The sequence below is a fragment of the Lawsonia intracellularis PHE/MN1-00 genome (assembly GCF_000055945.1).
GTDB classification, from domain to species: Bacteria; Desulfobacterota; Desulfovibrionia; order Desulfovibrionales; family Desulfovibrionaceae; genus Bilophila; species Bilophila intracellularis.
Map to the genome: position 1 here is coordinate 1,196,083 of NC_008011.1, position 14,462 is coordinate 1,210,544.

The 14,462-nt window shown below is 35.8% G+C and carries 29 protein-coding genes; all 29 read left to right on the forward strand.

The features are described 5' to 3' along the window. Positions 1–184 precede the first annotated feature (184 nt). The 29 genes from rpsJ to rplQ all read left to right on the forward strand — a co-directional run bounded on the left by rpsJ (position 185) and on the right by rplQ (position 14,232). Positions 185–502: a 30S ribosomal protein S10 gene (rpsJ, locus tag LI_RS05245; protein ID WP_011527042.1), complete on the forward strand. Its 318-nt coding sequence runs from the start codon at positions 185–187 to the stop codon at positions 500–502. 21 nt (positions 503–523) lie between these two features. Further along, positions 524–1,156: a 50S ribosomal protein L3 gene (rplC, locus tag LI_RS05250; protein WP_011527043.1), complete on the forward strand. Its 633-nt coding sequence runs from the start codon at positions 524–526 to the stop codon at positions 1,154–1,156. A 15-nt stretch (positions 1,157–1,171) separates the two neighbouring features. Further along, positions 1,172–1,792: a 50S ribosomal protein L4 gene (gene rplD / locus LI_RS05255; protein WP_011527044.1), complete on the forward strand. Its 621-nt coding sequence runs from the start codon at positions 1,172–1,174 to the stop codon at positions 1,790–1,792. Positions 1,793–1,806: 14 nt separating this feature from the next. After that, on the forward strand, positions 1,807–2,094 hold the full coding sequence (gene rplW / locus LI_RS05260) for a 50S ribosomal protein L23 (RefSeq protein ID WP_011527045.1): 288 nt from the start codon (positions 1,807–1,809) through the stop codon (positions 2,092–2,094). Positions 2,095–2,096: 2 nt separating this feature from the next. After that, positions 2,097–2,927, forward strand: coding sequence for a 50S ribosomal protein L2 (rplB, locus tag LI_RS05265; RefSeq protein ID WP_011527046.1), 831 nt, complete (start codon positions 2,097–2,099; stop codon positions 2,925–2,927). An 8-nt stretch (positions 2,928–2,935) separates the two neighbouring features. Continuing rightward, positions 2,936–3,217, forward strand: a complete 282-nt coding sequence (gene rpsS, locus LI_RS05270) for a 30S ribosomal protein S19 (RefSeq protein ID WP_011527047.1) — start codon at positions 2,936–2,938, stop codon at positions 3,215–3,217. Positions 3,218–3,229: 12 nt separating this feature from the next. Next, positions 3,230–3,568 carry a 50S ribosomal protein L22 gene (rplV, locus tag LI_RS05275; RefSeq protein WP_011527048.1) on the forward strand — a complete coding sequence of 113 codons (339 nt, stop codon included), beginning with the start codon at positions 3,230–3,232 and terminating at the stop codon, positions 3,566–3,568. A gap of 3 nt (positions 3,569–3,571) precedes the next feature. After that, positions 3,572–4,213 carry a 30S ribosomal protein S3 gene (rpsC, locus tag LI_RS05280; protein ID WP_011527049.1) on the forward strand — a complete coding sequence of 214 codons (642 nt, stop codon included), beginning with the start codon at positions 3,572–3,574 and terminating at the stop codon, positions 4,211–4,213. Beyond that, on the forward strand, positions 4,213–4,626 hold the full coding sequence (gene rplP / locus LI_RS05285) for a 50S ribosomal protein L16 (RefSeq protein ID WP_011527050.1): 414 nt from the start codon (positions 4,213–4,215) through the stop codon (positions 4,624–4,626). The genes rpsC and rplP overlap by 1 nt, the downstream gene beginning before the upstream one ends. Positions 4,627–4,649: 23 nt before the next feature. Then, positions 4,650–4,811, forward strand: coding sequence for a 50S ribosomal protein L29 (gene rpmC / locus LI_RS05290; protein WP_172621353.1), 162 nt, complete (start codon positions 4,650–4,652; stop codon positions 4,809–4,811). Positions 4,812–4,813: 2 nt separating this feature from the next. Then, a complete protein-coding gene (gene rpsQ / locus LI_RS05295) occupies positions 4,814–5,080 on the forward strand; it encodes a 30S ribosomal protein S17 (RefSeq protein WP_011527051.1) in 267 nt (88 codons plus the stop codon). Positions 5,081–5,095: 15 nt separating this feature from the next. Then, complete coding sequence (rplN, locus tag LI_RS05300) at positions 5,096–5,464, forward strand: 50S ribosomal protein L14 (protein WP_011527052.1); 369 nt, start codon at positions 5,096–5,098, stop codon at positions 5,462–5,464. Positions 5,465–5,472: 8 nt separating this feature from the next. Beyond that, entirely contained in the window at positions 5,473–5,793 is a 321-nt protein-coding gene (rplX, locus tag LI_RS05305; RefSeq protein WP_011527053.1) for a 50S ribosomal protein L24, read from the forward strand. A 9-nt stretch (positions 5,794–5,802) separates the two neighbouring features. Next, on the forward strand, positions 5,803–6,342 hold the full coding sequence (gene rplE, locus LI_RS05310; RefSeq protein WP_011527054.1) for a 50S ribosomal protein L5: 540 nt from the start codon (positions 5,803–5,805) through the stop codon (positions 6,340–6,342). A 17-nt stretch (positions 6,343–6,359) separates the two neighbouring features. Then, positions 6,360–6,545: a type Z 30S ribosomal protein S14 gene (locus LI_RS05315; protein WP_015353802.1), complete on the forward strand. Its 186-nt coding sequence runs from the start codon at positions 6,360–6,362 to the stop codon at positions 6,543–6,545. 28 nt (positions 6,546–6,573) lie between these two features. Next, the gene (rpsH, locus tag LI_RS05320; protein WP_011527055.1) at positions 6,574–6,954 is read left to right on the forward strand and encodes a 30S ribosomal protein S8; all 381 of its coding nucleotides are present in this window, start codon (positions 6,574–6,576) and stop codon (positions 6,952–6,954) included. Positions 6,955–6,961: 7 nt separating this feature from the next. Beyond that, positions 6,962–7,507, forward strand: coding sequence for a 50S ribosomal protein L6 (gene rplF, locus LI_RS05325; protein ID WP_011527056.1), 546 nt, complete (start codon positions 6,962–6,964; stop codon positions 7,505–7,507). Between the two features lie 12 nt (positions 7,508–7,519). Further along, on the forward strand, positions 7,520–7,882 hold the full coding sequence (gene rplR, locus LI_RS05330; RefSeq protein WP_011527057.1) for a 50S ribosomal protein L18: 363 nt from the start codon (positions 7,520–7,522) through the stop codon (positions 7,880–7,882). Between the two features lie 24 nt (positions 7,883–7,906). After that, entirely contained in the window at positions 7,907–8,398 is a 492-nt protein-coding gene (rpsE, locus tag LI_RS05335; protein WP_011527058.1) for a 30S ribosomal protein S5, read from the forward strand. 4 nt (positions 8,399–8,402) lie between these two features. After that, a complete protein-coding gene (gene rpmD, locus LI_RS05340) occupies positions 8,403–8,582 on the forward strand; it encodes a 50S ribosomal protein L30 (protein WP_015353803.1) in 180 nt (59 codons plus the stop codon). Next, positions 8,579–9,028 (forward strand): 50S ribosomal protein L15, encoded by a 450-nt coding sequence (gene rplO, locus LI_RS05345; RefSeq protein ID WP_011527059.1) that lies wholly within the window; start codon positions 8,579–8,581, stop codon positions 9,026–9,028. Before rpmD ends, rplO begins: the two co-directional genes overlap by 4 nt. Positions 9,029–9,039: 11 nt before the next feature. Continuing rightward, positions 9,040–10,347, forward strand: a complete 1,308-nt coding sequence (gene secY / locus LI_RS05350) for a preprotein translocase subunit SecY (protein WP_011527060.1) — start codon at positions 9,040–9,042, stop codon at positions 10,345–10,347. Between the two features lie 3 nt (positions 10,348–10,350). After that, positions 10,351–11,121 carry a type I methionyl aminopeptidase gene (gene map, locus LI_RS05355; RefSeq protein WP_011527061.1) on the forward strand — a complete coding sequence of 257 codons (771 nt, stop codon included), beginning with the start codon at positions 10,351–10,353 and terminating at the stop codon, positions 11,119–11,121. 90 nt (positions 11,122–11,211) lie between these two features. Further along, positions 11,212–11,325, forward strand: a complete 114-nt coding sequence (gene rpmJ / locus LI_RS07455) for a 50S ribosomal protein L36 (protein WP_076628689.1) — start codon at positions 11,212–11,214, stop codon at positions 11,323–11,325. A gap of 17 nt (positions 11,326–11,342) precedes the next feature. Then, the gene (gene rpsM, locus LI_RS05360; protein ID WP_011527062.1) at positions 11,343–11,711 is read left to right on the forward strand and encodes a 30S ribosomal protein S13; all 369 of its coding nucleotides are present in this window, start codon (positions 11,343–11,345) and stop codon (positions 11,709–11,711) included. A gap of 56 nt (positions 11,712–11,767) precedes the next feature. Then, entirely contained in the window at positions 11,768–12,157 is a 390-nt protein-coding gene (rpsK, locus tag LI_RS05365) for a 30S ribosomal protein S11 (protein ID WP_011527063.1), read from the forward strand. Positions 12,158–12,179: 22 nt separating this feature from the next. Continuing rightward, positions 12,180–12,806, forward strand: a complete 627-nt coding sequence (gene rpsD / locus LI_RS05370) for a 30S ribosomal protein S4 (protein ID WP_011527064.1) — start codon at positions 12,180–12,182, stop codon at positions 12,804–12,806. Positions 12,807–12,818: 12 nt separating this feature from the next. Continuing rightward, a complete protein-coding gene (locus LI_RS05375) occupies positions 12,819–13,862 on the forward strand; it encodes a DNA-directed RNA polymerase subunit alpha (protein ID WP_011527065.1) in 1,044 nt (347 codons plus the stop codon). Further along, complete coding sequence (gene rplQ, locus LI_RS05380; RefSeq protein ID WP_011527066.1) at positions 13,852–14,232, forward strand: 50S ribosomal protein L17; 381 nt, start codon at positions 13,852–13,854, stop codon at positions 14,230–14,232. The genes LI_RS05375 and rplQ overlap by 11 nt, the downstream gene beginning before the upstream one ends. Positions 14,233–14,462 lie beyond the last annotated feature (230 nt).

Genomic DNA, 14,462 nt, shown 5'->3' on the forward strand with positions numbered 1-14,462 from the left:
TAATTTTTTAGGATGCTGCTAGGTTGGCTCTTGTCCCGATATTCCGCATAGTGCTAGCTGTCTAGCCAACAGAAAGTAGTACTTATAAAGGTTAGCTTTAACCATGGTTGGGCTATTGTTTGATTTTAGTTATCTTAGGTGGGCGCTGATAGGTTTTTGTTGATATTTAGTATGGAGTAAGACAATGACGACAGTAAGCAGTGATCGTATACGTATAAAGTTAAAGGCATACGATTATCGCATTCTTGATAAGGCAGTAGCAGAAATTGTAGATACAGCAAGAAATACAGGTGCAAGTATTGCTGGGCCTATCCCTCTTCCTACCAATATCCATAAATTTACAGTAAATCGTTCTGTTCATGTAGATAAAAAGTCCCGTGAGCAATTTGAGATGAGAATCCATAAGCGTCTTATGGATATTTTAGAACCTACACAGCAAACAGTAGATGCTCTTGGTAAACTTAGTTTGCCTGCTGGTGTAGATGTAGAAATTAAGCTTTAATGGAAGAGTTTGAGGGGCGTCATGTCTGAAAAAATAGGAATTTTGGGTCAAAAGTTAGGAATGACTCAGGTTTTTGGTGGAAATGGATTTGCTGTTCCTGTAACTGTTGTTCAAGCTGGGCCATGTCCTATAGTGCAAATTAAGACAGTAGAAAAAGAGGGGTATAACGCTCTTCAGATTGCCTTTGGTGAAGGGAAAAAGAAACATGTTTCAAAGTCTATGCAGGGGCATTTTTCTAAAGCAGGTTTAAGTCTTTATCGAAAAATACAAGAGGTACGTCTTAAGGGTAGCTTAACAAGTTATGAGGTAGGACAAGTCCTTACAGTAGGATTATTTTCTGTAGGAGATAAAGTAAAAATTACCGGGAAAAGTATTGGTAAAGGCTTTCAAGGGGCTATGCGTCGTTGGAACTTTGCTGGCTCTAAAGATAGTCATGGTTGTGAAAAAGTCCATCGTGCAGCTGGCTCTATAGGTAATAATACATTCCCTGGACATGTCTTTAAAGGGAAAAAGATGGCTGGCCATTGGGGTACAGAGAAGGTGACAGTTCAAAATCTTGTTGTAGTAGATATTCGGCCAGAGGATAATATTATTCTGATACATGGTTCTGTTCCAGGGCCAAAAAATAGTTTTTTATTTATATCTATGCAATAGGTTTGGAGAAAATATATGGCGATTGTTACAGTTTATAATCAGCAAAAAGAAGAAACTGGTAAAATTAATTTATCTTCTAAAATATTTGAAGTTCAAGTGCAGCCAGAAATTCTCCATCTTGTAGTAAGAGCACAGTTGGCAGCTAAGCGTGCAGGAACTCATTCTGTCAAGACAAGAGGACATGTCTCAGGTGGTGGTGCAAAGCCTTGGCGTCAAAAAGGAACTGGACGTGCACGTGCTGGCTCAAATCGTTCTCCATTATGGAGAGGGGGAGGAATAGTTTTTGGCCCTCAGCCTCGTGATTATAGTTTTAAAGTCAATAAAAAGATTCGTAGCTTAGCGCTATGTATGGCATTATCTTCACGTTTTGCAGAAGAAAATCTTATAGTAATTGATAATATTGTCCTTCCTGAGATAAAAACAAAGCATTTTGTTGGAGTTGCAAATATACTTGGACTTCATAAGGCTCTTATTGTTGCTCCAGTGGAGTCAACACAACTTTTGCTTTCTATGCGTAATGTCCCTAATGTTAAATTGCTTACTTATGATCGCTTAAATGTATATGATATTCTTAAGTATAAACAGCTTGTATTATTAGAGGGTGCTGTTCAACATATTGAGGCTCGTTTAAAATAGGTGGTTATTTATATATGCATCCTACACAAATTATATTACGTCCTGTTATAACTGAAAAAGTAACTATACTAAGAGACAGTGTAAAAAAAGTTGCATTTTTTGTACATCCTCAATCAAATAAAATTGAGGTTAAAAAAGCTATAGAGTTACTTTTTAATGTTAAAGTTATGGCTATAAATGTAGTTAATTATACTCCTCGGGTACGCACACGTAATCGTCGTAAGGTACATGTTTCTGGGTGTCGAAAGGCATATGTGACTCTTGCCCCAGGAGAGAAGATTTCATTTTTTGAAGGATTATAATAATGGCTATACGTAATTTAAAGCCAACTTCACCAGGTTGTCGCTTCCAGACTATTTCAGATTTTAAAGAAATTACTTGTTCAAGCCCTGAAAAAAGTCTAACATATGGGCTTTGTAAAAAAGCTGGTCGTAATAATCATGGTCATATAACTAGTCGGCGTCGAGGTGGTGGTGCTAAAAGGTTATATCGTCTTATTGATTTTAAAAGAGATAAGGTAGGAGTTCCAGCAAAAGTAGCACAAATAGAATATGATCCAAACCGTACAGCACGTATAGCATTATTGCATTATGTAGATGGAGAAAAGCGTTACATATTGGCTCCAGTAGGTATTAAGCAGGGTGATATTATAGAAACAGGCGTAGATGCTGATATAAAGCCTGGGAATTCACTTCCAATGCTTCATATTCCTATTGGAACACTAATTCATAATATTGAATTAAATCCTGGTCGTGGAGGACAACTTTGTCGTTCTGCTGGAGCTTATGCTCAGCTGGTGGCTAGAGAGGGTAAGTATGCTTTGTTAAGAATGCCATCAGGTGAGGTCCGTAAGGTTTTAGCCAGTGGGGCAGCAACAGTAGGGCAGGTAGGTAATATTCACCATGAAAATATTTCGTTAGGTAAAGCTGGGCGTAATCGTTGGCTAGGACGTCGTCCTAAAGTTCGTGGAGTTGCAATGAACCCTGTTGATCACCCTCTAGGTGGTGGTGAAGGAAGAAGCTCAGGTGGTCGGCATCCAGTTTCTCCATGGGGGATGCCAACTAAAGGTTACAAAACTCGAGATAAAAAGAAACCTTCTTCACGCTTAATAGTTAAGCGTCGTGGGCAAAAATAGGAGTAGTTATGCCTAGATCTTTGAAAAAAGGCCCTTTTGTGGATAAAGATCTTATGAAGAAAGTTGATGCCGCAATAGCTAATAATGACAGACGAGTTTTGAAGACTTGGTCTCGTAGATCAACAATTTTACCTGAGATGGTAGGATTAACGTTTGCTGTTCATAACGGTAAAAAATTTCTTCCTGTTTTTATAACTGAGAATATGGTTGGCCATAAGCTTGGAGAATTTTCTCCTACACGTACTTTTTATGGTCATGCTGGTGATAAAAAGACAAAGGCAAAAAAGTAGTGGTGAAGTAATATGGAGTCAAAAGCATGTGCTAAATTTATACGTGTTTCACCTAGGAAGGCAAGGCTTATTGCTTCTAATGTTAAAGGAAAAACTGTTGAGTTAGCAATGAATATATTGAAATTTACTCCTAACAAGTCAGCAGGTATTATTTTAGGTGTAATGCGTTCTGCGCTTGCAAATGCAGAGCATAATGCAAAGCTAGATGTAGATACTTTGATTGTTAAAGAAGTAATAGTGAATGAAGGACCTACATGGAAGCGTTTTATGCCACGTGCACAAGGTCGTGCTACTCATATTCGTAAAAGAAGTAGCCATATTTCAGTGGTATTATCAGAGGGGCAGGAATAAATCATGGGACAAAAAGTACATCCATATGGATTTAGGCTTGGGTATAATAAAAATTGGCAGTCTCGTTGGTTTAGCAAAAAAGATTATGCAAATTTTATATATGAAGATTACAAAATTCGTAGTTATATAAAAAAATTATTATATAGTGCTGGTATCTCTAAAATGGAGATTGAGCGTGCAGGTGGAAAGATATGTTTAATGTTATCTACTGCACGTCCAGGTATAGTTATTGGTCGTAAGGGAGTTGAAATTGAAAAGCTTCGTCTAGAATTACGCAAAAATTTTGGACAAGAATTTTCTCTTGAGGTTACTGAAGTCCGTCGTCCAGAAGTAGATGCACAACTTGTAGCTGAGAATATTGCTATGCAACTTGAGCGTCGTGTAGCTTTTCGTCGAGCAATGAAAAGAACTGTTAGTATGGCTCGTAAGTTTGGTGCAGAGGGAATAAAAATAACTTGTTCTGGCCGACTGGCTGGTGCTGAAATTGCTCGTACAGAATGGTATCGTGATGGACGTGTACCCTTACAAACACTACGTGCAGATATTGATTATGGTTTTGCTGAGGCACATACAACATATGGTATTATTGGAGTCAAGGTATGGATTTATAAGGGTGAAGTCCTTGATAAAGAGGTTGAAAAATAATGCTTGCACCTAAAAAAGTAAAATTTCGAAAATGGCAGAAAGGACGTTTGCGTGGTCCAGCATTACGTGGAATTTCTATTGCATATGGCGATATTGCCTTGAAGTCAACTGAGCATGGAAAGTTAACAAGTCAACAAATTGAGGCAGCTCGTATTGCAATGATGCGTCATATAAAGCGTGGAGGAAAAGTTTGGATTAGAGTATTTCCTGATCATCCTATTACAGCAAAGCCACTAGAAACACGTCAAGGTAGTGGTAAGGGTTCTCCAGTAGGTTGGTGTGCACCAGTAAAGCCAGGCCGTATTTTGTATGAAATAAAAGGTGTAAATATTGATCTTGCTAGAGAAGCATTAATTCGTGCAGCACACAAATTACCAGTAAAAACAGTTATTGTTTTAAAAGAGAGGCTGTAGTGAAAGATAATAAATATCAGCTAATGGATGAAGCAAGTTTAAAATTAAAGTTAGCTGAAAAACGTGAAGAGCTTTTTAAATTACGCTTTCAGCATGCTGCAGGTCAACTGGAAAAGACATCATCTCTTTTAGTATTAAGAAGAGATATTGCACGGATTTTGACAATATTGAAGGAAAAGGTATAGCTATGCCTCAGATAATAGCAAAATGTAATGGTCGTGTGCTTGTTGGTACGGTGATTAGCGACAAAAATGATAAAACTATTATTGTGCATGTTGAAACACTTGTGAAGCATCCTTTACTTAAAAAATTTATTCGACATAGAAAAAAGTTTACTGCTCATGATCCATTAAATGAATGTAGTATTGGTGATACAGTAAAAATAATAGAGTTTCGTCCATTAAGCCGGAATAAACGTTGGCATCTTGTGGCAATACTTGAAAAGGCTGTTTAATAGGGGAGAGTTATTATGATTCAAGTTGAGTCTACACTTCAAGTTGCTGATAATTCAGGGGCTAAAAAGGTTGCATGTATTAAAGTGTTAGGTGGTTCTAAGAGACGTTATGCTACTGTGGGAGATATTATAGTAGTTTCAGTTAAAGAAGCAATTCCACATAGTAAAGTTAAAAAAGGTGAAGTATTACAAGCTGTAATTGTTAGAACTAAAAAGGAAGTTCGTCGGATGGATGGTTCATATATTAAGTTTGATTCTAATGCTGCTGTATTACTTTCTAAGCAAGGAGAGCCAGTAGGAACTCGTATATTTGGTCCTGTAGCACGAGAATTGCGTGCACGAAATTTTATGAAAATTATATCTCTTGCACCTGAAGTTTTATAGGAAATATTATGCAACAAATACGCATACATAAAAATGATAAAGTAATGGTTATTGCTGGCAAAGATAAAGGTAAAATTGGCAAGGTTCTTAAAGTTTGTCATAAGCATAATAGAATACTAGTAGAAAAAGTAAACATAGTTAAGCGTCATGTAAAACCAAATCCATATCGTCGTGAACATGGTGGCATAATAGAAAAAGAATTGCCTATAGTTACTTCTAATCTAATGATTATTTGCTCTTCGTGTACATCTCCAACACGCGTACACTATCGTTATTCTGAAAGTGGTAAAAAATTACGTATTTGTAAAAAATGTAATGAGTCACTATAAGGTGATATTATGACACGACTTGAAAAATTTTATCAAGAAAAAGTAGTTCCAGCTTTACAAAAAGAATTTCTTTATAAGTCTATTATGCAAGTTCCTACAATTGAAAAAATTTCACTCAATATTGGACTTGGTGTTGCTAGTCAAAGCAATAAAATTATGGAAGAGGCAATATCAGAGCTTTCTTTAATTGCTGGTCAAAAAGCTGTTATAACTCGCGCTAAGAAGTCAATTGCATCATTTAAGTTGCGTGAAGGGATGCCGATAGGCTGTAGGGTAACTTTAAGAAAAGAGCGTATGTGGGATTTTCTTGATAAGTTAATGAATTTTGCATTACCTCGAGTCCGAGATTTTCGTGGTGTTTCAGAAAATGGTTTTGATGGTCATGGGAACTTTACACTTGGTATTAAGGAACATTCTATTTTTCCTGAACTGGAGATAGATCGTATTGAAAACACTAAAGGTATGAATATTACTATAGTTACTAGTGCTGTATTAGACAGTGAAGGTAAAGTTCTATTAGATTTATTAGGAATGCCTTTTAAAAAATAAAATAAGGGGTCAAAATTGTGTCACGTACTTCTCTTGAAGTAAAGGCAAGACGTAAACCTAAATTTTTTGTTCGTGCATATAATCGTTGTCCTATATGTGGTAGAGGGCGTGCTTTTATGCGTAAGTTTGGTTTATGTCGTATATGTGTTCGTAATATGGCTCATCGTGGTGAGCTGCCTGGTGTTCGTAAATCAAGCTGGTAATAATGCAATGTGTTAGGAGAATATATTAATGATGACTGATCCTATTTCGGATATGTTAACACGTATTCGTAATGCACAGTTGGCTCTACATAAAGATGTAGCAATCCCATATTCAAAGATAAAATATTCTATTGCAAATATTCTTAAAGAAGAGGGTTATATTAATGAATTAACTTTGAATAATGGTACTATTACTCTTTACTTCAAATATTATAAAGGCAAAGCTGCTATTGAAGGCTTGAGGCGTATAAGTAAATCTGGAAGAAGAGTTTATGTAAGTACACATGATATTCCTTCTGTACAAAATGGATTAGGTATTTGTATTCTTTCTACATCGATTGGTGTGATTGGCTGTAATAAAGCTCGTTGCTCAAAAGTGGGTGGAGAGCTTTTATGTGAAGTATGGTAGGGATATTATGTCAAGAATTGGAAAGTTACCTATTATGATTCCAGCTGGTGTGGAAATTACATTTGGTGAAAAAAATATTAGTATAAAAGGACCAAAGGCAACTCTTGTTACACCAAAGTGTGAACTCCTTTCTTATGAGCATAAAGAAGATAAAATAATTTTAACTTGTAATTTTGATACACGTGAATCATTAGCACAGTATGGATTACGTCGAACTCTTTTAGCTAATTGTATAGAAGGGGTAACTAAAGGTTTTTCAAAAACACTTGAAGTAATTGGTGTGGGATATCGTGTTTCAGTAAAAGGTAACATAGTTGAATTGTCTGTAGGTTATTCTCATCCTGTACATATTGAACTACCTGATGGTATTACTGCAAAAGCAGAAGGTCAAAAGCTTACAATTATGGGATCTGATAAAGTCCTAGTAGGTGAGATGGCAGCACGGATTCGTCGTATACGTAAACCTGAACCATATAAAGGTAAAGGTATTAAGTATGAAAGTGAAATTATACGTCGAAAAGCTGGTAAGTCAGGTGGCAAGGGGAAAAAGTAGTTAGGAGTAGTTATGAGTATTAAAAGTAAGAATAAACTTAGACAACATCGTAAAATTCGAATTAGAAAAAAAATTTTTGGTACTGCTGACCAACCAAGACTAGTAATTTTTAGATCTAACTTACACATTTATGCACAACTTGTTGATGATATTACAGGATCTACTCTTTTAACAACTTCAACTCTTTCTTTAAAAGATAATGGAATAAATATTCGTGCTAATAAATCTGGTTCAACATTAGTTGGGAAAGAGATTGCACGTTTAGCAATAGAAAAACAGATTATAAAAATTGTATTTGATCGTAATGGATATTTGTACCATGGTAGGGTAAAGGCAGTAGCAGATGGTGCTCGTGAAGGCGGATTAAAGTTTTAGGTTAGTTAGGAAGAGGCTTTTATTATGGAACAAAGTGAATTAGGCTTCATTGAAAAAGTTGTTTCTTTAAACCGTGTAGCTAAAGTGGTAAAGGGTGGTCGTCGTTTTAGCTTTAGTGCGCTTGTGGTTGTTGGTGATGGTAAGGGGAGTGTTGGTTTTGGTCTTGGGAAAGCACAAGAAGTTCCTGAAGCATTAAGAAAAGCAACAGAACAAGCACGAAAAGCAATGATGAAAATTCCTCTTATTGAAGGTACTCTTCCATATGAAATACTTGGAGAGTTTGGTGCAGGTAGTGTAATGCTTAAGCCAGCATCTCGTGGTACAGGTATAATTGCTGGGGGTGCAGTTCGAGCTATAATGGAAGCAGCAGGAGTTACAGATGTACTTGCAAAAGCTATTGGTACAAATAACCCTCATAATGTTCTTCGAGCTACAATGGCAGGCTTGTCAGCATTACGTAGTGCACAATTGGTGAGCAATATTCGTGGTAAATTGTTAGAAGCACCAAGGAAATAATGATATGTCTTATATTAGAATAAAGTTGAAAAGAAGTCGCATCAACTGTACTCCTATTCAGCGTAAAGTTTTGGATGCACTTGGGCTTCGTCGTCGTGAAATGGTAAAAACTTTTACAGATAGTGCTTCTATTCAAGGTATGATTATTAAGGTATCACATTTAGTTGAGGTAAGTAATTTATGAACTTAACCACACTTTACCCATTTTTAGAAGAGCGTAAATTGCGTAAAAGAGTCGGGCGTGGTTCTGCTTCTGGTTTAGGTTGTACTTCAGGGAAAGGGAATAAGGGACAAAATGCCCGCTCAGGTGGAGGCGTTCGCCCAGGCTTTGAAGGTGGCCAAATGCCATTACAGCGACGTTTACCAAAACATGGATTTAAAAATGCATTTTTTAAAGTTGAATATGCAATTTTTAATTTGGATTGGTTAACAACTTTTTTTAAAGGGAAAAATGAAATTTTACTTGAAGATATTTATAGCCATAAATTATGCTCTGTGGGTACCCCTGTAAAAATTCTTGGTTCAGGTAGCATTTCTAATATAGTGACAATTGAAGCACATAAATTTAGTCGGTCTGCATTGAAGAAGCTTCATGAAGTAGGTGGTCAAGCAAAGATTATAGAAAAATAGGGGTATATTATATGGCCGTTAGTACTACAACTCTTAATGCAGCACCTGAATTAAAGATAAAATTATTATGGACAGTAGGACTTTTGTGTGCCTATCGTATTGGCGTCCATATTCCTGTTCCAGGAGTTGACGGAATTGCTCTTACTCATTTTTTTGAAAGTGTAGCAGGAACCTTGTTTGGATTATTTGATATGTTCTCAGGTGGAGGCTTGAGAAATGTATCAGTGTTTGCACTTGGGATTATGCCATATATTTCTGCTTCAATTATTATGCAGTTATTACAGGTAATTATTCCTGACTTTAAGAGAATGGCAAAAGAGGAAGGTGCAGCAGGACGATACAAAATAACACAATATACTCGTTATGGAACGGTGATTATTACTCTTATTCAAGGAATTGGCATTGCTATTGGTCTTGAAAGTATGTATAGTCCTACTAATATACCTATTGTATTGGAACCAGGCTGGGTATTTAGAATTGTAACAGTTTTAACCTTAACTGCAGGGACTGTTCTAATTATGTGGCTTGGTGAGCAAATTTCAGAAAAAGGTATCGGTAATGGAATATCTTTAATTATATTTTCTGGAATTGTTGTTGGTATTCCTGGTGCAATAGTCAAAACATATCAGTTAATAATACTTGGTGATATGAATATACTAATCGCATTAGTTTTAATGTTATTTATGTTTGCTGTATTAACTGGTGTTGTTTTTATGGAAAGAGCTCAACGAAGAATTCCTATACAATATGCAAAAAGACAGCTAGGAAGAAAGGTTTATGGTGGACAATCAACACACTTGCCTCTCCGTGTTAATACAGCAGGTGTAATTCCACCTATTTTTGCTTCAAGTCTTCTTTTATTTCCTGCTACAATGGCTAGTTTTGATATTTCTGATTGGTTAAAAGATATTGCAGTTTGGTTTTCGCCATCAACTATACTTTATAATTGTATTTTTTTAGTACTTATTTTCTTTTTTTGTTATTTTTATACAGCAATTATTTTTGATTCTAAAGATATTTCAGAAAATTTAAAAAAAGCTGGTGGTTTTATTCCTGGTATTCGTCCAGGAGAGAAGACATGTGAATATCTTGATGGAGTCCTTTCAAGACTTACTCTTTGGGGGGGGGTATATATTTCAATTATTTCAATTTTACCTATGATGCTTATTTCTCAATTTAATGTCCCATTTTATTTTGGGGGGACAAGTATTCTTATTTTAGTTGGTGTTGCAATGGACTTTATGTCTCAAATTGAGTCACATTTCATATCTAAACAGTATGAAGGGCTCATGAATAAAAAGACTAAAGGACGAGGCTAACTTGTGAAAAAATATAGAGGTACATTCCTTAAAAATGAAAGAGAAATAGGAATTCTTAAAGAAGCAAATCGTATGGTAGCTACCATACTTGAAGAATTAGAAAAACAAGTTAGACCTGGATTATCTACTCTTTATTTTGAAGACATTGTGCAACAAATGTGTCGTGAATTCAAAGTTAAACCAGCATTCCAGGGTTATTATGGATATCCGTATGCACTATGTTGTTCTGTAAATGAAGCTGTTGTTCATGGTGTCCCATCAGAAAAAAAAATTCTTCAAGAAGGAGATATAGTTAGCTTTGATGTTGGGGTTTTATACCAAGGATTTTATGGTGATGCTGCTAGGACAGTTCCTGTAGGTACTATTTCATCGGAAGCATCTCAACTTATACAGATAACAAGAGAAAGCTTAGAACTTGGTGTGTTAGAGACAAGAGCAGGAAATCATTTATATGACATTTCTTCTGCAATTCAGCATCATGTGGAAAGTGCAGGCTTTCATATAGTTAAACGTTTTGTAGGACATGGAATTGGCATAGGGTTGCATGAAAAGCCTGAAGTTCCTAATTTTGTTCCTACTGTAGGTTTAGGAATACCTTTAAAGGTAGGAATGGTATTAGCAATTGAGCCTATGGTAACAATAGGTTCTCCAGAGGTAGAAATATTAGAAGATAAATGGACAGCTATAACTTGTGATAGAAGTTTAGCTGCTCATTTCGAGCACAGCGTTGCTATACTTCCATCTGGACCTTGTGTGTTAGATAGTCTAGTATAATTTAGTATTTGACAAAATATTTTAAAAAAGTTAAGGCTTCCTGTTTTATATAAATAAGTAAGAATTAACTGGTAAGGTGTGGAAGTAGCCATGAAAGTTAGACCATCTGTAAAAAGAATTTGTCCCAAATGCAAAGTTATTAGGCGTAGGGGGATACTTAGAGTTATCTGTGAAAATCCTAGGCATAAACAACGCCAAGGTTAATAGTTAGGAGAAAAACTGTGGCTAGAATAGCTGGTATTGATTTGCCAAGAGGTAAACGTTCAGATATAGCATTAAGTTATATTTATGGTGTTGGTAGAGTAACAGCTCTAAAAGTTCTTGATGCTGTAGGTATTAACTGGAGTCGTAGTATTGATGATCTTTCTGCTGAAGAGTTGAATGAAGTTCGTAAAGAGCTTGAGAAAAATTATAAGGTAGAAGGAGAGTTACGTAGAGAAGTGTCAGCTAATATTAAACGTTTAATGGATATTGGCTGCTACAGAGGTCTTAGGCATCGAAAGGGTCTTCCTGTTCATGGTCAGCGTACTCATACAAATGCACGTACAAGAAAAGGACCAAGAAAAGGTGCTGTAGGAAAGAAAAAGTAAAATTTATACTTTTTTAATCATTAGTTAATTCAAGTCTATTATATAAAAGAGAAGTTATGGCTAAACCAAAACGTATTGGGAAAAAACGTGAAAAGAAAAATATTCCTGTTGGAGTAGTTCATATTCAAGCATCTTTTAACAATACAATAATTACATTTACAGACCCACGTGGAAATACTATTAGTTGGGCAAGTTCTGGTCAAAGTGGTTTTAAAGGTTCACGTAAATCAACTCCTTTTGCAGCACAAGTTGCAGCAGAACAGGCTGCACGTCGTGCTCAAGATAATGGTATGCGTACTGTGGGGATATATGTAAAAGGGCCAGGTTCTGGACGTGAATCTGCTATGCGTGCTATTAATGCTGTAGGATTTAAAGTTGCTTTTATTCGTGATATTACCCCCATTCCACATAATGGTTGTCGCCCACCTAAGAGGCGTCGTGTCTAGTTTTTACTAGAGGAGGATTGTCTTGGCTAAATATAATGATGCCAAATGTCGTTTATGTCGTCGTGAAGGAACTAAGCTTTTTTTAAAAGGTGATCGTTGTTTTACTGATAAGTGTGCATATGATCGTCGACCATATGCTCCTGGACAACATGGTCGTGTACGGAAAAAAATGAGTGATTATGCCATACAACTACGTGAGAAACAAAAAGTTCGTCGAGTATATGGTGTATTAGAAAAGCAGTTTCGAGAATATTTTGTCCATGCTGATATGGCAAAAGGTATTACAGGAGTAAATTTGCTTTCTTATTTAGAACGTCGTCTTGATAATGTTGTGTATCGTCTTGGACTTGCAAATTCACGCGTTCAAGCACGTCAACTTATTAGACATGGAATTTTTACATTAAACGGACATAAGGTCACTATCCCTTCATTGCAAGTTAATGTTGGAGATAGTATTGAGGTACCTGAAAAAAATCGTAAAATATCTGTTGTTGCTGACGCACAATCGATAGTTGGTCGTCGTGGGTGCCCATCTTGGCTTGAATTAGATGCTTCCACTTTTAAGGGTGTTGTAAAGGCGCTACCTCAGCGTGAAGATATTCAATTCCCCATTAATGAGCATCTTATTGTTGAGCTTTACTCCAAATAGGTGGAGGATTATATGCTCTTTAGAGAAGGAACTAGGCTTATTAATTCACGTAACTGGGCAAAACTTGTACGTCCAGAAGCAGTGATAAATAATATGGAATCCAATACTACGACATACGGACGTTTTGAGTATGAACCACTTGAACGTGGGTATGGTATTACTATTGGTAATGCATTACGAAGGGTGTTACTTTCATCTCTTCAGGGTGCTGCATTTGTATCTGTAAAAATTCTTGGTGTTCAACATGAGTTTACAACTATTCCTGGAATACTTGAAGATGTAACAGATATTATTCTTAACCTGAAACAGGTTCGTTTAGCTATGGATACAGATGAACCACAGCACCTTTCTCTTTTTGTATCTAAAAAAGGGATTGTTACTGCCGCTGATATCCAAACGAATCAACATGTTGAAGTTTTAAATCCAGAACAACATATTGCAACATTAACAGAAGATATTGAGCTTCGAATGGAGTTTGAAGTTCGTATGGGTAAGGGCTATGTTCCTGCAGAAATGCATGAAGATCTTCATGAGGAAATTGGTCTTATTAAGTTAGATTCAAGTTTTTCACCAATTCGTAATGTAACTTATGTAGTAGAACAAGCACGTGTTGGTCAGATGACAAACTATGATAAGTTAGTGCTGGAAGTATGGACAGATGGTTCAGTTTCTCCTGAAGATGCTATTGCATACAGTGCTAAAATTATCAAAGATCAAATTTCTGTTTTTATTAATTTTGATGAGCGTATCTCAGGGAGTGGTGGAAATGAAGGTAGCGGTAGTTCAGATCTGAATGATAATCTGTTTAAAGGTATTGATGAACTTGAACTTTCTGTACGTGCTACAAATTGTTTACGTAGTGCTAATATTTCGACTGTTGGAGAGCTTGTCCAAAAGGCAGAAGCTGATATGTTAAAGACAAAGAATTTTGGGAAAAAATCTCTTGATGAAATTAAGGCACTTCTTACTAGTATGGGGCTTGATTTTGGTATGAAGATTGACGGATTTGAGAAAAAATACCAAGAATGGAAAAGGAAGCAACATCATGAGGCATAAAAATTCTGGTAAAAAATTAAATAGAACCCCATCTCATCGAAAAGCATTATTTCGGAATATGGCAAATGAACTTATTAAGCATGGAAAAATTTGTACAACTGAGACAAAAGCCAAAGAATTACGGAGGATTGTAGAACCTCTTATCACACTGGCTTTAAGAAATGACTTACATTCACGTAGATTAGCTTTTCAATCAATGGGTGATCATCAGTTGGTAAAGCATCTATTTAATAATGTAGCTCCAGCGTTTGTTAATGTTCCTGGTGGTTATACTAGAATTACGCGCCTTGCATTAAGAAGAAAAGGTGATTGTGCTCCTATGGCAATGATTGAGTTTACTTGTCAAAAAATTGATGAAAAGAGTATTTAGTAATTTTCATTGAATAATACATAATAATAAAAGGTCACCTTTTCATTTATAGGTGACCTTTTATTATTATTATTATTATTATGTATTATTTTATTTGACGCAGTTATGACTAATTTTTCTTTTCTATAAGATTTATATTGAAATTTTACTTTTATCTTCTTATCTATTTTCAATAATGTAATAATAAATTAAATGTAGTGTTATTAGAAATAAATTAACAGTACATCACC

Bases quoted from the DNA above. Each gene is read 5' to 3' on its own strand.
- rpsJ (WP_011527042.1), top strand. From the start codon at position 185: ATGACGACAGTAAGCAGTGATCGTATACGTATAAAGTTAAAGGCATAC.
- rplC (WP_011527043.1), top strand. From the start codon at position 524: ATGTCTGAAAAAATAGGAATTTTGGGTCAAAAGTTAGGAATGACTCAG.
- rplD (WP_011527044.1), top strand. From the start codon at position 1,172: ATGGCGATTGTTACAGTTTATAATCAGCAAAAAGAAGAAACTGGTAAA.
- rplW (WP_011527045.1), top strand. From the start codon at position 1,807: ATGCATCCTACACAAATTATATTACGTCCTGTTATAACTGAAAAAGTA.
- rplB (WP_011527046.1), top strand. From the start codon at position 2,097: ATGGCTATACGTAATTTAAAGCCAACTTCACCAGGTTGTCGCTTCCAG.
- rpsS (WP_011527047.1), top strand. From the start codon at position 2,936: ATGCCTAGATCTTTGAAAAAAGGCCCTTTTGTGGATAAAGATCTTATG.
- rplV (WP_011527048.1), top strand. From the start codon at position 3,230: ATGGAGTCAAAAGCATGTGCTAAATTTATACGTGTTTCACCTAGGAAG.
- rpsC (WP_011527049.1), top strand. From the start codon at position 3,572: ATGGGACAAAAAGTACATCCATATGGATTTAGGCTTGGGTATAATAAA.
- rplP (WP_011527050.1), top strand. From the start codon at position 4,213: ATGCTTGCACCTAAAAAAGTAAAATTTCGAAAATGGCAGAAAGGACGT.
- rpmC (WP_172621353.1), top strand. From the start codon at position 4,650: ATGGATGAAGCAAGTTTAAAATTAAAGTTAGCTGAAAAACGTGAAGAG.
- rpsQ (WP_011527051.1), top strand. From the start codon at position 4,814: ATGCCTCAGATAATAGCAAAATGTAATGGTCGTGTGCTTGTTGGTACG.
- rplN (WP_011527052.1), top strand. From the start codon at position 5,096: ATGATTCAAGTTGAGTCTACACTTCAAGTTGCTGATAATTCAGGGGCT.
- rplX (WP_011527053.1), top strand. From the start codon at position 5,473: ATGCAACAAATACGCATACATAAAAATGATAAAGTAATGGTTATTGCT.
- rplE (WP_011527054.1), top strand. From the start codon at position 5,803: ATGACACGACTTGAAAAATTTTATCAAGAAAAAGTAGTTCCAGCTTTA.
- rpsH (WP_011527055.1), top strand. From the start codon at position 6,574: ATGATGACTGATCCTATTTCGGATATGTTAACACGTATTCGTAATGCA.
- rplF (WP_011527056.1), top strand. From the start codon at position 6,962: ATGTCAAGAATTGGAAAGTTACCTATTATGATTCCAGCTGGTGTGGAA.
- rplR (WP_011527057.1), top strand. From the start codon at position 7,520: ATGAGTATTAAAAGTAAGAATAAACTTAGACAACATCGTAAAATTCGA.
- rpsE (WP_011527058.1), top strand. From the start codon at position 7,907: ATGGAACAAAGTGAATTAGGCTTCATTGAAAAAGTTGTTTCTTTAAAC.
- rpmD (WP_015353803.1), top strand. From the start codon at position 8,403: ATGTCTTATATTAGAATAAAGTTGAAAAGAAGTCGCATCAACTGTACT.
- rplO (WP_011527059.1), top strand. From the start codon at position 8,579: ATGAACTTAACCACACTTTACCCATTTTTAGAAGAGCGTAAATTGCGT.
- secY (WP_011527060.1), top strand. From the start codon at position 9,040: ATGGCCGTTAGTACTACAACTCTTAATGCAGCACCTGAATTAAAGATA.
- rpmJ (WP_076628689.1), top strand. From the start codon at position 11,212: ATGAAAGTTAGACCATCTGTAAAAAGAATTTGTCCCAAATGCAAAGTT.
- rpsK (WP_011527063.1), top strand. From the start codon at position 11,768: ATGGCTAAACCAAAACGTATTGGGAAAAAACGTGAAAAGAAAAATATT.
- LI_RS05375 (WP_011527065.1), top strand. From the start codon at position 12,819: ATGCTCTTTAGAGAAGGAACTAGGCTTATTAATTCACGTAACTGGGCA.
- rplQ (WP_011527066.1), top strand. From the start codon at position 13,852: ATGAGGCATAAAAATTCTGGTAAAAAATTAAATAGAACCCCATCTCAT.